This is a genomic window from Pseudomonas sp. ArH3a (genome assembly GCF_022648765.1).
Lineage (GTDB): Bacteria > Pseudomonadota > Gammaproteobacteria > Pseudomonadales > Pseudomonadaceae > Aquipseudomonas.
Genome location: NZ_CP080330.1, coordinates 1,598,176 through 1,616,478, shown reverse-complemented (window position 1 = coordinate 1,616,478; position 18,303 = coordinate 1,598,176). Strand labels below are relative to the sequence as shown.

7 protein-coding genes are annotated in these 18,303 nt (G+C 60.1%); 3 read left to right on the top strand and 4 right to left on the bottom strand.

Translation table 11 applies throughout. The features are described from left to right. Positions 1-29 precede the first annotated feature (29 nt). Both K0P33_RS07205 and K0P33_RS07200 read left to right on the top strand, forming a co-directional pair. Complete coding sequence (locus tag K0P33_RS07205) at positions 30-1,058, top strand: hypothetical protein (RefSeq protein ID WP_242154641.1); 1,029 nt, start codon at positions 30-32, stop codon at positions 1,056-1,058. After that, positions 1,042-1,191, top strand: a complete 150-nt coding sequence (locus K0P33_RS07200; RefSeq protein ID WP_242154639.1) for a hypothetical protein — start codon at positions 1,042-1,044, stop codon at positions 1,189-1,191. Before K0P33_RS07205 ends, K0P33_RS07200 begins: the two co-directional genes overlap by 17 nt. Positions 1,192-1,266: 75 nt before the next feature. On the opposite strand, the gene K0P33_RS07195 is transcribed toward K0P33_RS07200, so the two are convergent. From K0P33_RS07195 to K0P33_RS07185, 3 genes are all read right to left on the bottom strand, one after another. Continuing rightward, positions 1,267-6,471 (bottom strand): DUF6543 domain-containing protein, encoded by a 5,205-nt coding sequence (locus K0P33_RS07195; protein WP_242154637.1) that lies wholly within the window; start codon positions 6,469-6,471, stop codon positions 1,267-1,269. A 111-nt stretch (positions 6,472-6,582) separates the two neighbouring features. Continuing rightward, the gene (locus tag K0P33_RS07190; protein ID WP_242154635.1) at positions 6,583-8,607 is read right to left on the bottom strand and encodes a M3 family metallopeptidase; all 2,025 of its coding nucleotides are present in this window, start codon (positions 8,605-8,607) and stop codon (positions 6,583-6,585) included. A gap of 153 nt (positions 8,608-8,760) precedes the next feature. Further along, on the bottom strand, positions 8,761-10,182 hold the full coding sequence (locus K0P33_RS07185) for an amino acid permease (RefSeq protein WP_094950929.1): 1,422 nt from the start codon (positions 10,180-10,182) through the stop codon (positions 8,761-8,763). Between the two features lie 397 nt (positions 10,183-10,579). Between K0P33_RS07185 and K0P33_RS07180 the strand changes: the two genes are divergently transcribed. Beyond that, positions 10,580-13,702, top strand: coding sequence for a transglycosylase domain-containing protein (locus K0P33_RS07180; RefSeq protein ID WP_242154633.1), 3,123 nt, complete (start codon positions 10,580-10,582; stop codon positions 13,700-13,702). Here the strand turns inward: K0P33_RS07180 and K0P33_RS07175 are convergent. Then, positions 13,611-18,299: a hypothetical protein gene (locus tag K0P33_RS07175; RefSeq protein ID WP_242154631.1), complete on the bottom strand. Its 4,689-nt coding sequence runs from the start codon at positions 18,297-18,299 to the stop codon at positions 13,611-13,613. The genes K0P33_RS07180 and K0P33_RS07175 overlap by 92 nt on opposite strands. Between the last annotated feature and the right edge of the window lie 4 nt (positions 18,300-18,303).

The following is an 18,303-nucleotide window of genomic DNA, read 5'->3' as shown; positions in this document are numbered from 1 at the left end:
CTTCCACTCGATTGTGAAAGGAAATGCCCTTGGCTACCCATCTACGGCTCAACGGCCTGTCGGGCAACCTGCAGTCCAACCAATCCTGGCCCCGGCAAGAGGCCCTGGAACTGATTCACCAGATCCTCTCGCGCAACCTCTCCAGCCTGACGCCCAGCCAACAACGCACGTACGTGCGCCTGCAACGCGAAGCACTGCAGGCACTGAAGGCGGTGGACACGGCAAACACCGCCCTGATCAACGCCTTCAAGACCAAGGGTTTGGCGCAATTGCGCAGCAAACTCGGCGGCCTGGACCCGCAGGCGATTTTTATCCACACCCGCTACCGGGAGGAAGTGGGCGTGCCCCTGCCGTGGGAGCTACGAACCAGCACGGCCAAGCCGGTTTCAGGCTCACGCTTTCGCCGCCCCTATGATGAATGGAAATACCGCCCTCACCTGTCCACGCTGTCACTCTGGGATGCCGCCTGCCTGAATTTCGATTTTGCCACGCAGGTGAAGCAGAGGTCCGGGCACAGTTTTGTCGATTCGACCTACCTCACCGGCGTCGAGAAACACCAACTGGATGTGCCACGCTTTGTCACCATCAGCCGCGAGCTGAACCTGGGTGGCCAGTTGCACGCCAGCCTGCAACCGGCGCTTGACCCAGGCGGCACACTCCAGACGCTGATCGAAACCAGCGCACGTACCTGCCTGTGGCTCCAAGCGCTGGAAGCCTATCGCAACCGCGACAGCACCGGGGTCACGCGGGCCCTCTACGACACACTGGTCAAGGCCATCGACGGCACCGGCACCGCCTTGCCCTTTGACACCCAGAGCATGGATGCCACGCCCTACGACCTTGCAACGCCGTTGCCGCTGTTGCTGATCCGTGTGGCCATCCAAGCACGCGCTGACCACACGGGTCTGGACCTTGCTGCTGGCCATGGGCGAGTCCACGGCCCTGCAAGAGTTTCTGTTGATGGAGGCGTTCTGGATCGAGTACCTGGCGAGGAGTCACCCGGGACCCTTTTCCACAGTCAAGGACAGCATCAAGCACAAAGTGCGAGCGTTGGATGAAGAGCTAACAGACAAGCGTTCGGAAGCCTACCTGGAGCGGCGCCAGTCACTGATTGACTTGGGGCAGGATGAACAAAACCGCCTGGTGCGGCAACTGACCGAGGCCACGCAGGCGGCTTTGCTGCGCGCGTGAGCCGGCGCCCTGGAGCTTGCACAGCGGGCAAGCTTCGGGGCGATGACCTGGCACCTCGATAATACCCACCTCGAATTATGGCGAATTGCCGACTTGGCCAATCGGTGTCTCTTTTCTACGCCCCAACTGTGCGATCAGGTAAGCAACGGAATCGGCATTGTTGAGCACCGTGATGACACGTTTGAGCGGATCGGTACGGAATACTCGCCGAGCATCGCTGAGGGTTTGGGTGCCCGTGACGGTGAGCAGCCTGTTGAGAACAGGCTCGGTTGACGTGCCCATGGATGGGTCTGTTTTGATGCCGGTTGCGATGTCGACCACTTGGAATAACTGCTGGATCGGGGTGTTGAGCGACAGCCTTGAAAGTTGACGGTTTTCCAGGACCGCTTTAGTGGTGCGGCCCGTAGAAGTTTGAGCATCGATCAGGTCATGAAAAGGATGAGTGGCGTTCACATAAGCCAAGTCCAACGTCAGGCCTACATGATGGGAGACTTCATGAATGAGGGTGGTCGCACGGGCATGGACGTTGACGTAGAACGGTTTTATCAACAGATGACTGTAATTCAGACCGGGGTTAAAAAATGCCTCGGTCAAGTACAGCAATTGAAGGGGGTCGGGGACAATCGTAAACGCCATCACCTTGTAGGCCCCCGCAAGCGCTGGCATTCGCGAGCGGCCAATGACAAATCGCGTTGAGTTCGGGGAGGTCAGTGAAGGCTCCATCAACGCGTTGCACATCTTGTCGACGGTCTCCTGAATTTTTTCAAGGTGTTCGACTTCGAGCGTATGCAGGCCAAAAAACGTTTGGACTTGTTTGACGAGCTCAGGGGCGGCAAGGGGCGTTTGCACGAGCAGGCGTAAATTTTCCTGGGCATTTTTTGTATAAAACGTGGCCAATGCCAATGCCTCGGTGATCATCAACGATTCTTGAGCATACAGCGCTCGAATGTCGCGCATGCCAATGGCCAATATATTCATATTGGGCCGCGCAAATGGCTCGGAGTAGAAGCGATTGGTCAATCGCGCAATGGTTCTTCGGCCCATCAGCAGCGGATCACTGCTACTGAGCATCCACTGTTGTCGTGTGTTGCTTTGCACCAAAGGGCCGACCTCTCCATTGCCAGTAATGTGCCAATCCACGCTGTGTTGGATGACCTGAAACACTTTCCCAGCCACTGCTGCGTAGTAGCGGTTAGAGTCGGATCGGTAAAGGTTAAGCGTGGTGTCTTTAATCAAGCTGTTCAAGGTCGGCTCAAGGACATCGAAACGTTGTAGCCGGGTGCGTGGCGCAGCCGTTATGTCGAGCGCGGGCCAGGACACCAGAGAGGTCGCAGGTACAGGAGGTGCCGGGCTCGGCTCGGGCGTCGGGGATATACCGCTCTCTGGCACGGAGGGCATGGAACGGCGTAAACCGGCCATCAAGGCGATACCGGCGATGAAATGGCCAAGTGCCTCATGCCACTGGTGGCTTTGCAGTTCTTCAGCCGAGGCTTTGAACAGTTTGTAGCTGCGCCAGACGATCAAGGGATAAGCCAGTTTGCCGGCAAAAAACATAACGGCCTCATGCACCCCCTCTGAAAATACGGCTTTTACCGTATCCCAAGCGGTATCCGCATTGTCGACTTGCTGGCCACTCAGCAAGGTTGTCAGCAACTCGAGATTATCGGTGTACAACTGTTTGAACAGGGGCGTGTTTATGGGGGTGTGTGCCAGCTGCATGGGAGTGCCGTCTTGGGGTTGCCCCAACGCCTTTGTCAGTGCGGCCTGGTCTACTGCCGGGACCACCTGCTGGACCCAGCTTTGTAAGGCCCCGGGCGCCGTCAGCTCGGCGAGCAGCCCAGCCTCATCGGCATATTCTTTGAGGGTATGGCCTGGGCTATAAGGGGCATAGAGAACGTGAGGCGTCTTGTCAGCTGAGGCGGGGCTGATCACGTAGCTACCAGGCACCTTGATCGTTTTCTCCCCGGCATCGATCAGCAGCTCCAGAGGGCGGATCATGGCGCTGGCGTCTACCACGGTCGCACGGGCGATAGCATCCGGCATATCCATGACCTGTTGAATGAGCCCGAAGGTCGCCGGTGAAAGCTGGCCTTGCAACGTCAGGCTGTGAGCGTACTGCATCAGTTGCCAGGGCAGTTGCTTGGCGAATCGCGTAGAGCGTTGCTCAAAGTCCGGGCTGGCAGGGCCCAGGGAAGATTTGACGTAAGTTTGATAAGCCGCATTGATGTTCAGCGCCTGTATCCGCGTTTTTAGCGTCTGCGCATCCATAGTATTGGGCAGCGGCGTTGTGCCGGTGCTGGCGAAGAGCGGAACCGCATCGTTCCAATACGATTGGTGGCTCAAGGCATAGTCCAGCAGCGCCTGGCTGCGGGCAGGCATGTTGCCCTGTGCCGGAAGCCCGACTTCGATTTCATCAGCAGTGACGCTACTCTGGCCGTCAAGTTCCTTTAGCAAAGCGCTGAGCGTGTTTCGCGTGAACTGAGCCAGCGAGTCGATCCCGTGCAGGTAATCCTGATTGTCGATGACGTTGTTTCGATACTGCTCCAACAGTTCAGCATAGAGCTGTTGATCGATCGCGCTGGCTTGGCCCAGCCATTGCGTGCCATGTTGCACAATCATCGCCTCGACCATGTCCATGGCTCGCCGCAGGTTAGTAGGCGCCAGGGTTTGCGTGACTTGAACCTGCCACAGGTTGCGCAACTGTTCGACCGACAGTTTCTTGGACAGGATTTGCTCCAGTTCACGGTCTTTTTGTTGGACGTAAGTCCGTTGCAAGTACTCGACGAGGTTGGCTTCGATCAGCTCAAGGCCGCTGAATGCATAGGTCGGATGTGAATGCCAGTCCGGTTGCGCCAGGTTCGCCAGGAAAGCCTGTCGTTCGTCCAGGGTTGCCAGGCGTCGATCTACCTCTGCCTTGAAGTGACTCAATGAATGAAAACTTTCCAGCCCCAACGCAGGCGTCCATAGCAGCGTGCGACCGCAATATTGAGGGTCAAGCCCGCCGCGCTCGGTCAGCACGAAACAGTTATTAAGCGGTTGCGAGGTCGTTTGCCCCACGGTCGCGACCTTCAAGCAAAACGCGTCAGGGCGGAACCCATTGACACTCAGGCGCAGGTCTCTGGCGTAAATACCTAGTACGGCTAAAAGAACTTCGTAGTCCAGGGGCAGTAAAGCGTTATTCCAGAGCCTGAGTTGCATTTCCCCGGTCAAGCCCATCTCCATTGCCTTTCTCAGCAAGGGCTGCATGTCGGGGTACACGCTGTGGGTTCTGCGCAGATACTGGGTAAAACCGCCGATGGCAGTGTCGATCAGCGTATTGAAGGCCGTGACATCCACGCCTGGAATTCTAGTGGCGGGTCTTTCAGCAGCCGTTGAGTAGAAGTGGATGTGCGGCGAATCGGGGAGAGGCTCCACTTCGCCACATAAACGTTCCAGAAAATGCTCGACCATGCTGCTTGATGTCAGCAACTGAGGTTTTTCATCGGTGCCCGAGGGGTTGCTGTAATGGTGCACCCAAAGGCATGCAGCCTGCAGGTGTTGCTGTTTGATGGCGTACAGCTTGGTGTTGAGGTAGGTGGTGGCGGAGCGCTCCAGCGAGGGGCGAGAAGCTAGTTGTCGTTCGACTTCGGTGATTGTATTTTCGAGCGAATGCTGAGCGCTACGCATTGCCAACAGTGTGGGCGGGACCCTGGGCTGTGTCGCAGACGCTGTCCAGAGGGGCGCCAATTGTGTACTCCAACGGCCCATGGGCTCGAGGGTCAATAATTTTTGTTCAATCATGGCCCGCACATCCAGCACATGATCGACCAGGGCATCGAGGTCCATCGTGCCTTGGCTCAGGCGATACTGATCGAGGGCGTATTCAAGGTTGCGAGCTTGTTTTTCAATGACGCCCTCTATGAGGCTTTGGAAAATGACCCCGGTGATGGGCGCGGTAGTGACGTCGCAGGCCTGCAGATCTACTTCGCTATAGCGTTCGGGCCTCGACAGATGCTTTCTCCAGGCATCGGGATGCTCCCCAGGGTTGAGACTCTCCAGAAGACGGGTTTTCAGTGAGTCCAACTCGGTAAACGCCTGCAGCCCATGGTGGGGGCTATACAGCAGCCAGGGCGAGTCATCGTCGCCTTTGTTGCTGATGATCAGTGTACCGGCCAGCTCGGTGGGGGGCTGTTCGGGCTCGTCCAGCATTGCTTTTTCAACATCCAGGGCTGGAGGCAGCGTCGTCTCGGGGAGTGCCGTCCTGAGCGGCAGGGCCTGTAGTTGCAGACGCTGGTCAACCGTAATCGTGGATTGCTGTTGTCGGTCCAGTAACACCGTTAAAAAGGCATTGGCCATGGCGTGCGTAAAAAGTTGCAGCCGCGAGAGCCCGGTGGAAGCCGGCAGCGCCCAGAACGCCTTGGGCCGTTGCTTCATGTGTGTTTTCAAACCCTGGGCCAGTCCTTGGACTGATACCTCCCAACGCAACTGATCATCGGCCTCCTGCGTGGACGATTGGGAGACCGGGGTGCGTTGGGGGTTGTCGTAGCGTCGGGTTTCACCCGTTGGCCAGCCATTGGCGACGAAATACCTGAGGACGGTATCGCTCAACGAGCGGGTAGCGATGTGTCGAGGTGTTGACGTGTCAGTGTCACCCGATTGACTGGAGGTGCCGACGACATAGCTCTGTACCTGGATTTGGCGCAAGTCGACACCTGCAAAAGACTGGGCCAGTTCAGCGCAAATGTAGTCATCCAGCAGAGAAGTGAAACTGGGCAGCTTGAGCAATTCCTCGCGCATCAGCCGGGCATTTTCAAGCAGGTTATTGGAGAGGGTATTTTGCTGTGCTTCGAAGACCGCTCCAGCCACGGGCTGTAGAGTAAAGGTCATAACCGCAGTGGACTTTAGCGTGGCTTGCTGGGAGATCGACAGGTAATCGAGCAAAGCCTGGCGCTGCACCGGGTCTTTGAACCAAGTGCCCAGTTGCGTCTTGAGTGTTTCATGGCTTTCGAGCTTTTCCAGGCCACGCGCAGGCGAGTAGAGAAAAACCCCACCTTCCGGGGCGGGGCCCATGACGAATGCGCCCGCAAGTTCAACTGCCGGTTGGCCGGGCACGTTCACTTGCAGGGTTTGGACGTGCATCGGTGCGGTGTGTGCCCGTCGCAAAGCATCGGTTGCCAGATAGACCGAGTCGAGCCAGTCCAGGTCCTTGAGGGTAAAGTTACGCGTGCTTTGGCGCTGGCTTAGCTGTGTGCGATCGGCTTGAGTTTCGCTGAAAAAATACGGTCGGTTGTCATTGTCCATCGAGTGCTCTCCAAACAGGCTCGGCTGCCGGCAGTGCAGCTACGAGTGACCTGAAAGGATCAACTCTGGCATTTCAGATTTCAGTCCAGGCGTTACATATGCAGCAACGCCTCAGGCCCCGGTGGAGTGATCGGCGTATAGGTCGCCTTCGCCACGGAAAAGCGCAAGTGACTTCAACAGCGTACGGGTGTCCCCCGCAGTAATAAACGCTTCACGGAAGGCTTTCCCGGTTTCAGGGTTGAGCAGGCCGTCACGCTCAAATCGTTCAAAGGCTTGTTTGGCCAGGACACCCGACCACTTGTAGGAATACATTTTGGCGCCATAGTGACCCACAAGTTGTTCGAGGCAGTTGAGCGGGCGAGCGCCATCAGGCCACTGCACAAACCCGACGTCAGCGCTGGCACGGGTGAAAACCTCATGAGGTGTGCGCCCGTCACCATAAGTACGGTGCAACTCGAAGTCGACCAGGCCCGTGAGTAAAACCCGGGCGGTTTCCTGGCTGGTTTGAGTGTGAATAAATCGGCTCATTTTGTTGGCCATATCCTCAGGCAACGATTCTCCCGTCTGGAAATGGCCTGAAAGCCAGATCAGGGACGCTGAAGTAAAACAAAACTGCTCCAGCACTTGGCTAACGAATTCCGCCGCGTCATGGCTTAATTGACCAATACTGGAGAGCACCCGGTAGGGGGCGGCGGTCAACAGGTGCTGCAGGCAATGGCCAAATTCATGCAATAAGACCCTCAATTGCAGATGATCCAGCAAGCACGGTTGGGTCGCTGTCGGTCGTGGCAACTGGGTACGTAGTACTGCGATAGGCCGTCGTGGTCGCCCCTCGGCAGTCATCCGATGGCTGCGCAGGCTCGACATGGAGCCAAGCCCTGCGTCCGCCTTGCGGCGATAAGGGTCAATGAACAAATGGCCGATCGGCTCCGCGTACTCCCTGACTTCAAACACCCGCACATCCGGGTGCCAGGTATCGACAGTGGTTTGTTCGACCAGGTCAACGCCGAACAGTGTTTTGGTGAACATGCCCAAGCGTTGCAGTACCGTCTCCAACGGGAAGTAGTTGCGCAATGCCTCCTGAGAGACGCCAGCCAGATCCTGGCGAATTTTTTCCGCGAAATAGTCGTTATCCCAAGGTTCCAGATCATCGATACCTCGTTGCGCGGCATAGTGCTGCAGTTGTTGCGCGTCATAGGAAGCCGTCGTTCGTGCCTGCTCAATCTGTTGATGCACAAATGCAATGACCTCATCGGTCGTCTGCGCCATCTGATCGACCAGAGCCAGTTGGGTGAAATTGGGATAGCCCAACAGCTGTGCTTTCTGGTGACGGCTGGAGAGCAGCACTGTCAGGACCAGTTCATTGTCGGTGGCAAAAGCGTCAGGGCCGGTACCCACGGCACGGCTGTAATAAGCCACCATCATTTCCTGGCGCAAAGCTCGATGATCGGCATAGGTCATCACCTCGCGAAAGGATTGATCCGAAAGAGTCAATAACCAGCCTTCCAGGCCTGCGGCTCGAGCGGCGTCCTCCATGCGTGCCTGGGTCGCATCAGGCAATCCGCTCAGCAGCGACTTGTCGTCGATGTGCTTACGCCACGCCCTGTTCGAGTCTTCTATACGGTCCAGAAACTCCTGGCCCAATGTGCCGATTTCCAGGTTCAACGTTTTCAGCTGTAACTGCTTGTCGCAGGACAGATCAAGGCCGGCCAAGTGGTACTTGCGCAGTATTTTCTGCAGCGCGCTTTTGCGTTGTTCATTGAAAAGAGCCGCGATCGGGCTATTGGCAAGTTGTCGGTGAAGCTGATACAGGTCGTTGTTCTCAGTCAACTCGGCTTTGTACTGCATTGCCAGATCGTGACTACGGACTGATTCCTGCTGCCAGGCCGGCCCTTGGGAAATGGAGTTAAGCAGTTCAATGATTTGGAGAACGCCATCCAAGCGAGCCTCCAGTGCCTCCACGGCCTGCACCAGGTCATCCCAGGTTGGGAATGGCGCCTGGCTGGCGATAATCGTGGCGGTGGTGCCGCGGCTTTCGGTGATGATCTGTTGAATGGCGGGCACCAAGTGTTCTGCCTGGATAGACGAGAACGGCGGCAGATCGTAGGGCGTTAGAAGTGGATTGCTGTCAGGCATGGCGTCACTGTTCAAAGAGGGCAGTCGAAGCAGTCAGCCTAAAGAATGAATAACCGATGGGAGGGATAGATAAGTAGGCAAGCAGGGAGAAAGGCAATAACGCGGGGAGCCCGCGTTATTCTCAAGCGCATCCGAGCACTCTCGCTCAGTGGCTCATATCTGCCTGAGCGTCGCACCTTCGCCAGCCTGACTCGGCTGCAACTTGAACACGTAGAACAGCACCGTCAGCAACACCAGGAACACCGGGCCGACGTACAGCGCAATACGCGTTTGCGGGAAGTACGCCATCAGGCCCACCACCAGCACCAGGAACGCCAGCGCCAGGTAGGAGCTGACTGGGTACAGCCACATGCGGTACTTGAGGCCAGCCACCTCGGCTGGGCTCAGGCTTTTGCGGAATTTGAGCTGGGCCAGCAGGATCATCAGCCAGGTCCAGATCGCACCGAAGGTGGCGATGGAGGTGACCCACACAAAGACTTTTTCCGGAACCATGTAGTTGAGCAACACGCCCAGCAGCAGCACGAAAATCGACAGCAGCAGCGCCCGGCGCGGTACGCCGTTGCTTGAGGTCGTGCCGAACGTGGCCGGCGCCTGACCATTCTGCGCCAGGCTGTAGAGCATGCGCCCGGTGCTGAAGATGCCGCCGTTGCAGGAGGACAGCGCCGCCGTGATCACCACGAAGTTGATGATGCCGGCGGCCGTCTTGATACCCAGCCGCTCGAAGGTCATCACGAACGGGCTGCCTTGGGTGCCGATTTCGTTCCATGGGTAGATCGACAGGATTACGAACAGCGCCCCCACGTAGAACAGCAGGATGCGCCAGAACACCGAGCCGATGGCACTGGGGATGGTCTTCTGCGGGTTCTTCGCTTCACCGGCGGTGAGGCCGATCATCTCGACGCCCAGATAGGCGAACATCACCATTTGCAGGGACATCAACACACCGGTGACGCCATTGGGCATAAAGCCGCCGTGGGCCCACAGGTTGGAAATGCCCAGCGCCACGCCGTCATTGCCGAAGCCGAACGCGATGATGCCGACGCCGCCGATGACCATGGCAATGATCGTGACGATCTTGATCAGCGCGAACCAGAACTCGAATTCACCGAACGCCTTGACCGCGATCAGGTTGATGGTGCCCATGCTGACCAGGGCCGCCAAGGCCCAGATCCAGCGCGGCACGTCGGGGAACCACACGCCCATGTACACGGCGACGGCGGTGATTTCCGCCACGCAGGTCACCAGCCACAGGAACCAGTAGTTCCAACCGGTGAGAAAGCCCGCCAACGGGCCGAGGTAGTCCTGGGCGTAACGGCTGAACGAGCCGGCGACGGGGTTGTGCACCGCCATTTCGCCCAGGGCGCGCATGATCACCAGGATCGCCAGGCCGCCAATGATGTAGGACAACATGATCGCCGGGCCGGCCATTTCAATGGCCTTGGCCGAGCCCAGGAACAGGCCGACACCGATACAGGCGCCAAGGGCCATCAGGCGAATATGCCGTTCACCGAGTTCGCGTTTGAGCGGGCCGCCTTGAGCGGTCTCGCCATGGGGCAGTGGGTTGCCGACTGGCATAGGGGTACAACCTCATTTTGTTATTGGAGTGTCCGTCGAGTTTCCGGGGTGCAGGCCGGTAAGCCTGTGCCCTTGTTGAAACGGGACCGCCTCATGGACGGGCCCTTCTTGCCAGGCAAGATCAGCGGGGCGTCAGTATAAAAAGCCCAGAGCAGGGTCTTTCACTATAAAAATGGGCAAATTTAGGGGAAGCACCGGTCAAAATGCCATTTTACAGGAGCATCTTACCTGCATTGAGCGACAAAACGTCGCACAGCACCACGCTGACAAATGGTTTGCCACTGCAAGCCCGCTCGCCATAAGAACCCGCGCACCACACACAAATCCCTCACAACCAGCCCTCAGCGACTACGCTTCAAGCAGGTCCGATCTATCTGCGTGAAGGGATCAATCGACTATGGGCGCACTCTGGCAAACCGAATCGAGCAAGGCTGCGAAACTACAAGGCAGTTCGGACCCAGCGCCCTTACCCAAAAATAAACCCAGGCCCCGCCATGGGCGGCGCCTGTTCTGGTTGATCGTGTTGATGGCACTGATAGCGCTGGGGTTTGCCGCCGCCAAAGAGCTGCGCACCTCCCGCCTGCAAGCCCAGGAGCTCAGCCGCCTGGCCCGCAGCCTCACCTACCAGGTTGAGCCCGGCCCCAGCCAGGCCATGGTTTATCCGGGGGCCGGCCCCTTCGACCGGCGCCTGGGTTACAGCAACCTCGGCAGCTTCCTGCCGCGCCTGCTCAAGCGCGGTTATGTGATTGAGGCCCAGGCGCGCTTTTCGCCCGCGTTGATGGACTACACCGCCAAGGGCCTGTTCGTGCCCTACGCAGAGAAGATCCAGGCCGGGCTGACCATCAGCGACTGCCGCGCCGTGCCGCTTTACCAGTACAACTACCCGCAACAGCTGTACGAAAGCTTCGCCGCGATCCCGCCCGTGGTGGTCAACAGCCTGCTATTTATCGAAAACCGCGACCTGCTCGACCCCAGCCAGCCCCAGGCCAACCCCGCCGTCGACTGGCCGCGCTTTGCCAAGGCCGCGTGGTCACAAGTCGCCAAGGTGCTGCACCTGCCGGGCCAAAGTGCCGGCGGCAGCACCTTGGCCACCCAGCTGGAAAAATACCGCCACTCCCCGGACGGCCTGACCGTGTCGGGCGAGGAAAAACTGCGGCAGATGTTTTCCGCCGCTGTACGCGCCTATCGGGATGGGCCGCAGACCTTGCCGGCGCGGCAGAATATCCTACGTGACTACCTCAACAGCGTGCCGCTGTCGGCGGTGCCCGGCCACGGCGAAGTGCATGGCCTGGCCGAGGGTTTGCGGGTGTGGTACGGCGCCGACTTCAACCACGTCAACCTGGCGCTGGTGGGCTCGGTAAACGCCGAGCAAGGCCTGGCACTGCGTCAGGTGTTGTCGTTGATCATTGCCCAGCGCCGACCTTCGCACTACCTGGCCAAGGGTCGCGAAGAACTCGCCGAACTCACCGACAGCCACCTGCGCCTAATGGCGCAAAACAGTGTCATCACCCCTGCTCTACTCCAAGCGGCACTGGCGGCCAAGGTCAACTACCGCGACTGGTTGCAACAACCGACGCTGCAAACGGTGGAGACCAACAAAGGCATCAGCATGGCCCGCGCGCGCCTGGCCACCCTGCTCGACCGGCCGCTGTATGACCTGGACCGCCTCGACCTTGCGGCGACCACCACCCTGCAAGCCCCGTTGCAGGGCCAAGTCAGCGAATACCTCAAGCACCTGGCCGACCCCGACTTTGCGCGCCAGGTCGGCCTGCTCGGCGAACGCCTGCTGAGCGAGGCCAACACCGCGCAAGTGCGCTACAGCTTCACCTTGTTCGAGCTGACCCCGGACGGCTCACGGGTGCGCGTGCAAACCGACAACACCGACCAACCCTTCGATATCAACGAAGGCAGCAAACTGGAACTGGGCTCCACCGCCAAGCTGCGGGTACTGACCACCTACCTGCAAATCATCACCGAACTGCACGATAAGTACGCCGCCCAAGCCCCCGCTGCGCTGAAAAAAATCACGGTCGACGACCAGGACCGCTTGAGCCGCTGGGCCCTTGATTACCTGATCCAGACCCCGGACAAATCCCTGGCAAAAATGCTCGAAGCCGCCCTTGATCGCACCTACTCGGCCAGCCCCGGCGAAAGCTTTTTCACCGGCGGCGGCCTGCATCACTTCCATAACTTTCGCAACGAAGACAACGGCCGCAGCCCCAGCTTGCGCGACGCCCTGCGCGAGTCGATCAACCTGCCGTTCATTCGCCTGATGCGTGATGTGGTGCGCTACACCACCTATTCCGGCGCCAATAACAGCGCCCAATTGCTCAAGGACGACAATGACCCGCGCCGCCAGGAATACCTCGCCGATTTTGCCGACCGCGAGGGCACGACCTTCCTGCGCAAGTTCTGGAAGAAGTACCAGAAAAAAGACACCCAGGCGCGCCTCGACACCTTTCTGGACGGCCTGCGTCCCACGCCAATGCGCCTGGCCGCCGTGCACCGCTATTTGTTGCCCAACGCTAACCAGGAAAGCTTCAACCTGTTCGTGCGCGCGCACCTGACCGGGGTGAAAACCAACGAGAAGCTCAGCGACGAACGCCTGCAAAAACTCTACACCGCGTATGGCCCCGGCACCTATGACCTGCCCGACCAAGGCTACATCGCCAAGGTCCACCCGCTGGACCTGTGGCTGATGGGCTACCTGCTAAACCACCCCGAGGCGACCTTCAGCGAAGTGGTCAAAGCCGGCCAGTTCGAGCGTCAGGAGGTCTACAGCTGGCTGTTCAAAAGCCGCCATCAGAGCGCGCGCGACAGTCGCATCCGGACCATGCTCGAAGTGGAAGCCTTCCTCGATATTCACCAGCGCTGGCAGGCGGTCGGTTACCCGTTCGACCACTTGGTGCCGTCACTGGCCACGGCCATCGGCAGCTCCGGCGATCGCCCGGCGGCGCTGGCGGAATTGATGGGGATCATCCTCAACGATGGCGTGCGCGCCAAAGTGGTACGCATCGACAGCCTGCACTTTGCCGCCGATACGCCGTATGAAACCCGGGTGATCAACGACCCCGCCACCGGCAAACGAGTGTTGCCGATGGAAGTGGCGCAGGCGCTGCGCGGGGCCTTGTCCCAAGTGGTGGACGCCGGCACGGCCAAACGCGTGGCCGGCAGCTTCAAGCTGGATGACGGCACACCGCTGGCCATGGGCGGCAAGACCGGCACCGGCGACAACCGCATCGAAGCCATCGGCGCCGGTGGGCGGGTGCTCAGTTCCAAGGCGATCAACCGCACCGCCACCTTTGTGTTCTATATCGGCGAGCGCCACTTTGGCACCCTCACCGCGTTTGTTCCGGGCAGCTCGGCGCAAGGCTTCAAGTTCACCTCGGCGCTGCCCGTGCAGGTGCTCAAAGGCATGGCGCCGATTCTTATGCCGTACTTGAAGCCGGGGAGCCAAACGCTGTGCCTGCCGGTAGAGGGCCCGCACGGAAAAACAGCCGCCGGGCAAAAGGCCGGGTAATCGTTGCCCGGTCAATGTCCAGGGTCTGGCGCACACGCCCGGTTTGGCCGGTGCGCATACGGGCGAACGCCTCGGCCTCGACCCGGGCTTGGGCCTGGCGCCCCAGGCGCTCCTGCTCAGGGCGCTTGAGATGAGGCTCACCCTCGTAATGATCATCCGGGCTGTCGCGTCGTTTGTAGTGGAAGTGGGCATAACACAACGCCTGTTGGGTATCCCGTGCGTCGGTGACCACATAGACCTGCAAATAATCATCGACGGTGCCCTTGAGCAACACGCGTTCACCCTGCCGGAAAATCCGCACTTCACCGCGTGAGAAAAGAAAATCGACGCCGCCCTGAGTCGCTGGCCGACGCCGAGTCGCGCGGGTTCGTGCGTTTACCCCGGCAGCGCTCAGCCGGGCTTGCGCCAGCCGCAGATCACGCTCCATTGTCAGTGCCTTGGCCTGTTGCGGGGCCACCAGCCGGGTGTTTTCCATGCCCTGGCGTCTGCGGGCAATCGCCTCGGCAGTCCACCGGCGCATATTGGCCTGAGCCTCCAGCAGGTACTCCAAGGACGACGGATCGTTGGCCCGCTCAATCAAGGCTTCGACCTGCTGAATAGCCCTATGCTCGTCGTCCAACAGGCCCTGGCCCTTTTGCAACAGGCTACCGAGTTGCGCATCCGCCTTGGGCGCCGGTTTCACCGGTTCCCACACCCCATCATCCGCCTCGGTGAACGAACCAATGACCTCGCCGCCCGCCTCGTGCAGCGCTGCGGTGACAGGCCCCGGCTGGGTGGCCTCACTGACCTGTGCCACATACATATCGTGATTGCGTGTACGGATGATTTTTTTGCGCCGGCTGCCTTGGGGCGCGGGGGCAGGCACCGCCGGCGGTGCTGCCTGGGGTGGCACTTGCAGGAGGTCTGCAAGGTCTTTTTCGGCCTGTTGGTGCAAGCTGGCCAGCAGCTCCTGCAGTTTTTGCAGAAACTCCAGATCGAATGTGTCAGGCGCCATGGCACGCCAGAACTCAATCTGATCGTCGGTTTGCGCATAAACGTGGTCAATGCTTTTGAGCAGTTCAATACGCTCTGCCGACGTTGCTTGAAGCTGCTGCAAATCCGCCAGGGATCGACTCGCCAGACGTGCACGGTTAACGGTTTCATCGACACTGTTGAAGAAATCTTCGCTGAGCACAGGCCCTGCCACATCGATCGAGATGCGCCACAACGTCGTCAGTAGCAAGGATTGCAGGTCCCGTATCGAAGGACGTACGCCCAGCGTCAGCGCCCCAGCTTTGTCGCGCCCCAGACGGGGCACCTGGCTCAGGTCATCCAGATAGCCCGCTTCCAGGGTTCGCCAGCGGATAGCCTTTTCTTGCACCGCGGCCAATTCACGCATGATCGTGTCCAGTTCGGCGTGATCTTCACGGTTGATAGCCGATTCGGCCTCCTCCGCGGTTTCCCCGCTCAGCCGATCCACGACTGGCCTGAGCCGGGTATTGAGGGCAACGATTTGTCGTCGCGACTGTGCATCCAACAGCTGCGCGGTCAGAATCACTGACTCCAGCGCCTGGCACAGATGCGCCTCATAGCCGGGTCGCGGCCCCAGCTCCCGCAGGTACTTGAGTCGTTGCAGCTCCAACTGCCCATGCTCGAATTTGTTGCTCATTTCCCGGCCATAAGTCTCCCATGCCTGCGCGCGCTGCTGCTCAGTGATCTGCCCGGCCGGCTGGGTCGCCAACGTGCGCGCCAGTCTCATCGCGCGGTCGGCCCTGGCCCGGTCCGCCACCGTCTTTTCATAGTCGACCTCAAGCGAAACGCGGGTAGCCAGCTGCGCTTGCCGGGTACGCTCAATCGCCTCGTCAGCATTGCCCCCCGGCAAACGCAGGCCCAGGTCAAAATCCCACTGGCCCTGCCCCAAGTGCCTGAGCCAAGGGCCAAGGGTGGCGCCATCCGCGCTGACCACCCGGACCAGGCCCTGCATGACGTTAACCCGGTACAACGCCCCTTGAACCAGTGCCTGCCATTGCTGCGGGACCTGCGAGGTATCGCGCAGCAAACCTTGGGTCGGGCCACTGGCATCGGCATTGTCCAGGGTGACCGGCCAGGGCTCGGCAAAGGTCTTGAGCCGCAACGGCTGAATCAGCGCCTGTTGTTGTGTGCTAAGCACCTGCCGGGCGTTAGCCCAGCGCGTAGGTGCGTAGAAGGTCACGGGTGCGGGAATCGGCTTGAGCGGCACTGCGATTGGCTCGCCAGCGGCGGGTTCGACACGCGCCAGGGGCGCAAACACTGGGTGCTCGAGCGCCACATGCTGCTGGGTATCCTGGGGCGTGGCTTGATGGGCGACAATCGCCATCAGGTTCGCCAGCATGTCCGTCAGGGCGGCGTTGCGGGTTTGCCCGTCCTGGCTCTGTAAACCGTCGATATCGCGCTGCGCACTGTCCACCACCTGCAGCAGCCAACCGCCCAGCGCCAACGGCCCGTTGAGCAACGGCAGCACCGTACCGAACAGCAGCCATCCAGCCTGCTTCAAGTTAGCCCAACGCTGCTCGGCATTGGACACCGCCTGGCGATCGGCCAAGGCCACAAGGGCCTTGGCCGTGGCCTCGAACACTTGGTGCGCAGGGTCTGTGTTGCTCACCTGTTTGCTCAGTTGAGCCGGCGCAGGCGCTTCATACACGGTGAATTCATCGCCCTGCAAAAAGCGGCGGATATGCGGCTGGTTAAAACCCTTGTTGGCATACACCGCCCGGCGCGCGTGCGCGAGCCAGGTCAGCACGTTGTCCTGTAAGGCGCCTGGGTTCTTGATCGCTGTGAACAAGGCCTCCAATGACTCATATTCCTGCAGCATCGGGCTGAACAACGGCCGGTACAGCAGGTGCGGCCCGCTTTGCCCCAGCAATGGGCCAATGATGAACATGTTAGCGACCCCATCCGCGTGGGCGTCCGCCGTGGCCTTGAACGCCAGCGGCCACAGCGCAACAGCCTGTGTGCCGACCTTGCGTTCGGCGGCGCTGGCCTGCAAGGCCGCCCGTACTCGCTGAAAACCGACCCAGGTCACACCGTGCTCGCCCGTGAGCTTCGACGCCAGCGCCCACAGCGGCAGTTGCACACGCAGTTGCCGGCTGAACTGTTGCCGGCGGCGGGTGGCCTCGGCGGTGTCGTCGATCAGCATTTTTTTCAGCAGGGCGGGATAGGTCTGGCCTACGTCCGCCTCCTCTACGCACCGTTTGATCAGGGTGTAGGTCAGCCACGTCGGCGCCGCTTTGCCGTTCAGCGTAATGCGCTTGGCGGTATGCGGGAAACCGGCCAGGTTTTCCAGGGCCAGTTCGGTCAGCGTCACCGTGACCGGGTCCACCTCGCCGGCAATGAACCCGCCCTGCACCGGCACGGGTGCGGCAATCACCCGATCAAAGGTCAGGGAAACCTCGCCCGGCTTGATACGCGTCGCGCCAGGTTGCGCCTTCAGGCAATGCTGCAACTGGCGGTCGGCACAGGCTTGAATCGACTCGATACCCGCCAGGAAATGCGTGGCCCCGCTGTCGTGCTGAGCCAACACCCACTGCTGCAACAAGCGCGCATAGGCGATGCTGTCCTCGGCACCCGCCTGGGCCAGCCACAACGGCATGGCTTGGCGCAGGCGCTGTTGGCGCGCACTCAGTTCGCAGACGAACCAGCGCCGTGGATCAACGATGTAATCGAGCAGCGCCTGGCATGCCTCAACGGTGCGCGGCACGTCACGCTCGATGCTGTCGATTTCCAACTGCTGGCGGGCCAGGTAGCTCGCCGCCAAAGCATCGAAGGGGTCGCCCTGGGCCTGCTGGGTGAACCACTGGTCAGCCGCGCCCGTCAGTACCGGGCTGGTGTAGGCCGGTAACAACGCGCCAACGTCGTCAAGGCTATTGAGTTCGTGCACACCGCTGGCCGGGCTGAACAGCAGGGTTTTCGCGGCATGGCTGAGTATCAGCAGCGGCAACGTCTGCGCCTGATCGCCCGCCAGCCCCGCGCCCAGCAGGTGCACGGTCCGCACCTGCAGCGGGCCGTCATGCAGGCTCCATTGCACAGAGGGCCGCAGGGGGCGCAGCAGGGTCTTGGGGAACAGCGCGGCGAAGCCCTTTTCGTCCATACCGGGTGGCTTGGGTGAGTCGTAAAGCAGCCCCAGCAGGTGATCGGACAGATAACGCCAACGGGTCATGTTGATCGGCACAGGCTCACGCCACCAGGCTTGCAAACGGTTGCCAAAAGACCTCAGGAGCACCGCGCCGCAGTGATTGATCAGCTTCTCGACATCGGCGAGGCTCGGCCCACCGGGCTCGAACACCTCGCGAACCCGGCAGACCACGAGGTGATAGCCCTCGACCAGCAACGTAGGCCTGGCATTGGCCAGGCGCTGCACCAGCAGCTCGGGCAAAGGCTGGTAGGTAGAGCTGTCAGCCGTGGGGGTGCCCAGATGGATCAGGCCGGCGGTCCATTTTTGCGCCGCAAAATACTGGTCCAAGTAGGCCTGGGCAGCTTCTTGCGCCACCGCTTGCAACGGCGCGGGGCTTAAAAATAGCGTCTCGATTTGCTCGATATGCACTTGGCGCGCAGACGTTGCGCGAGGCTCGGAGGGCGTCATGACA

What these genes read in the sequence shown, in the direction of transcription:
- K0P33_RS07195 (WP_242154637.1), bottom strand. Translation starts at nt 6,471, where the DNA reads ATGGACAATGACAACCGACCGTATTTTTTCAGCGAAACTCAAGCCGAT.
- K0P33_RS07190 (WP_242154635.1), bottom strand. Translation starts at nt 8,607, where the DNA reads ATGCCTGACAGCAATCCACTTCTAACGCCCTACGATCTGCCGCCGTTC.
- K0P33_RS07185 (WP_094950929.1), bottom strand. Translation starts at nt 10,182, where the DNA reads ATGCCAGTCGGCAACCCACTGCCCCATGGCGAGACCGCTCAAGGCGGC.
- K0P33_RS07180 (WP_242154633.1), top strand. Translation starts at nt 10,580, where the DNA reads ATGGGCGCACTCTGGCAAACCGAATCGAGCAAGGCTGCGAAACTACAA.
- K0P33_RS07175 (WP_242154631.1), bottom strand. Translation starts at nt 18,299, where the DNA reads ATGACGCCCTCCGAGCCTCGCGCAACGTCTGCGCGCCAAGTGCATATC.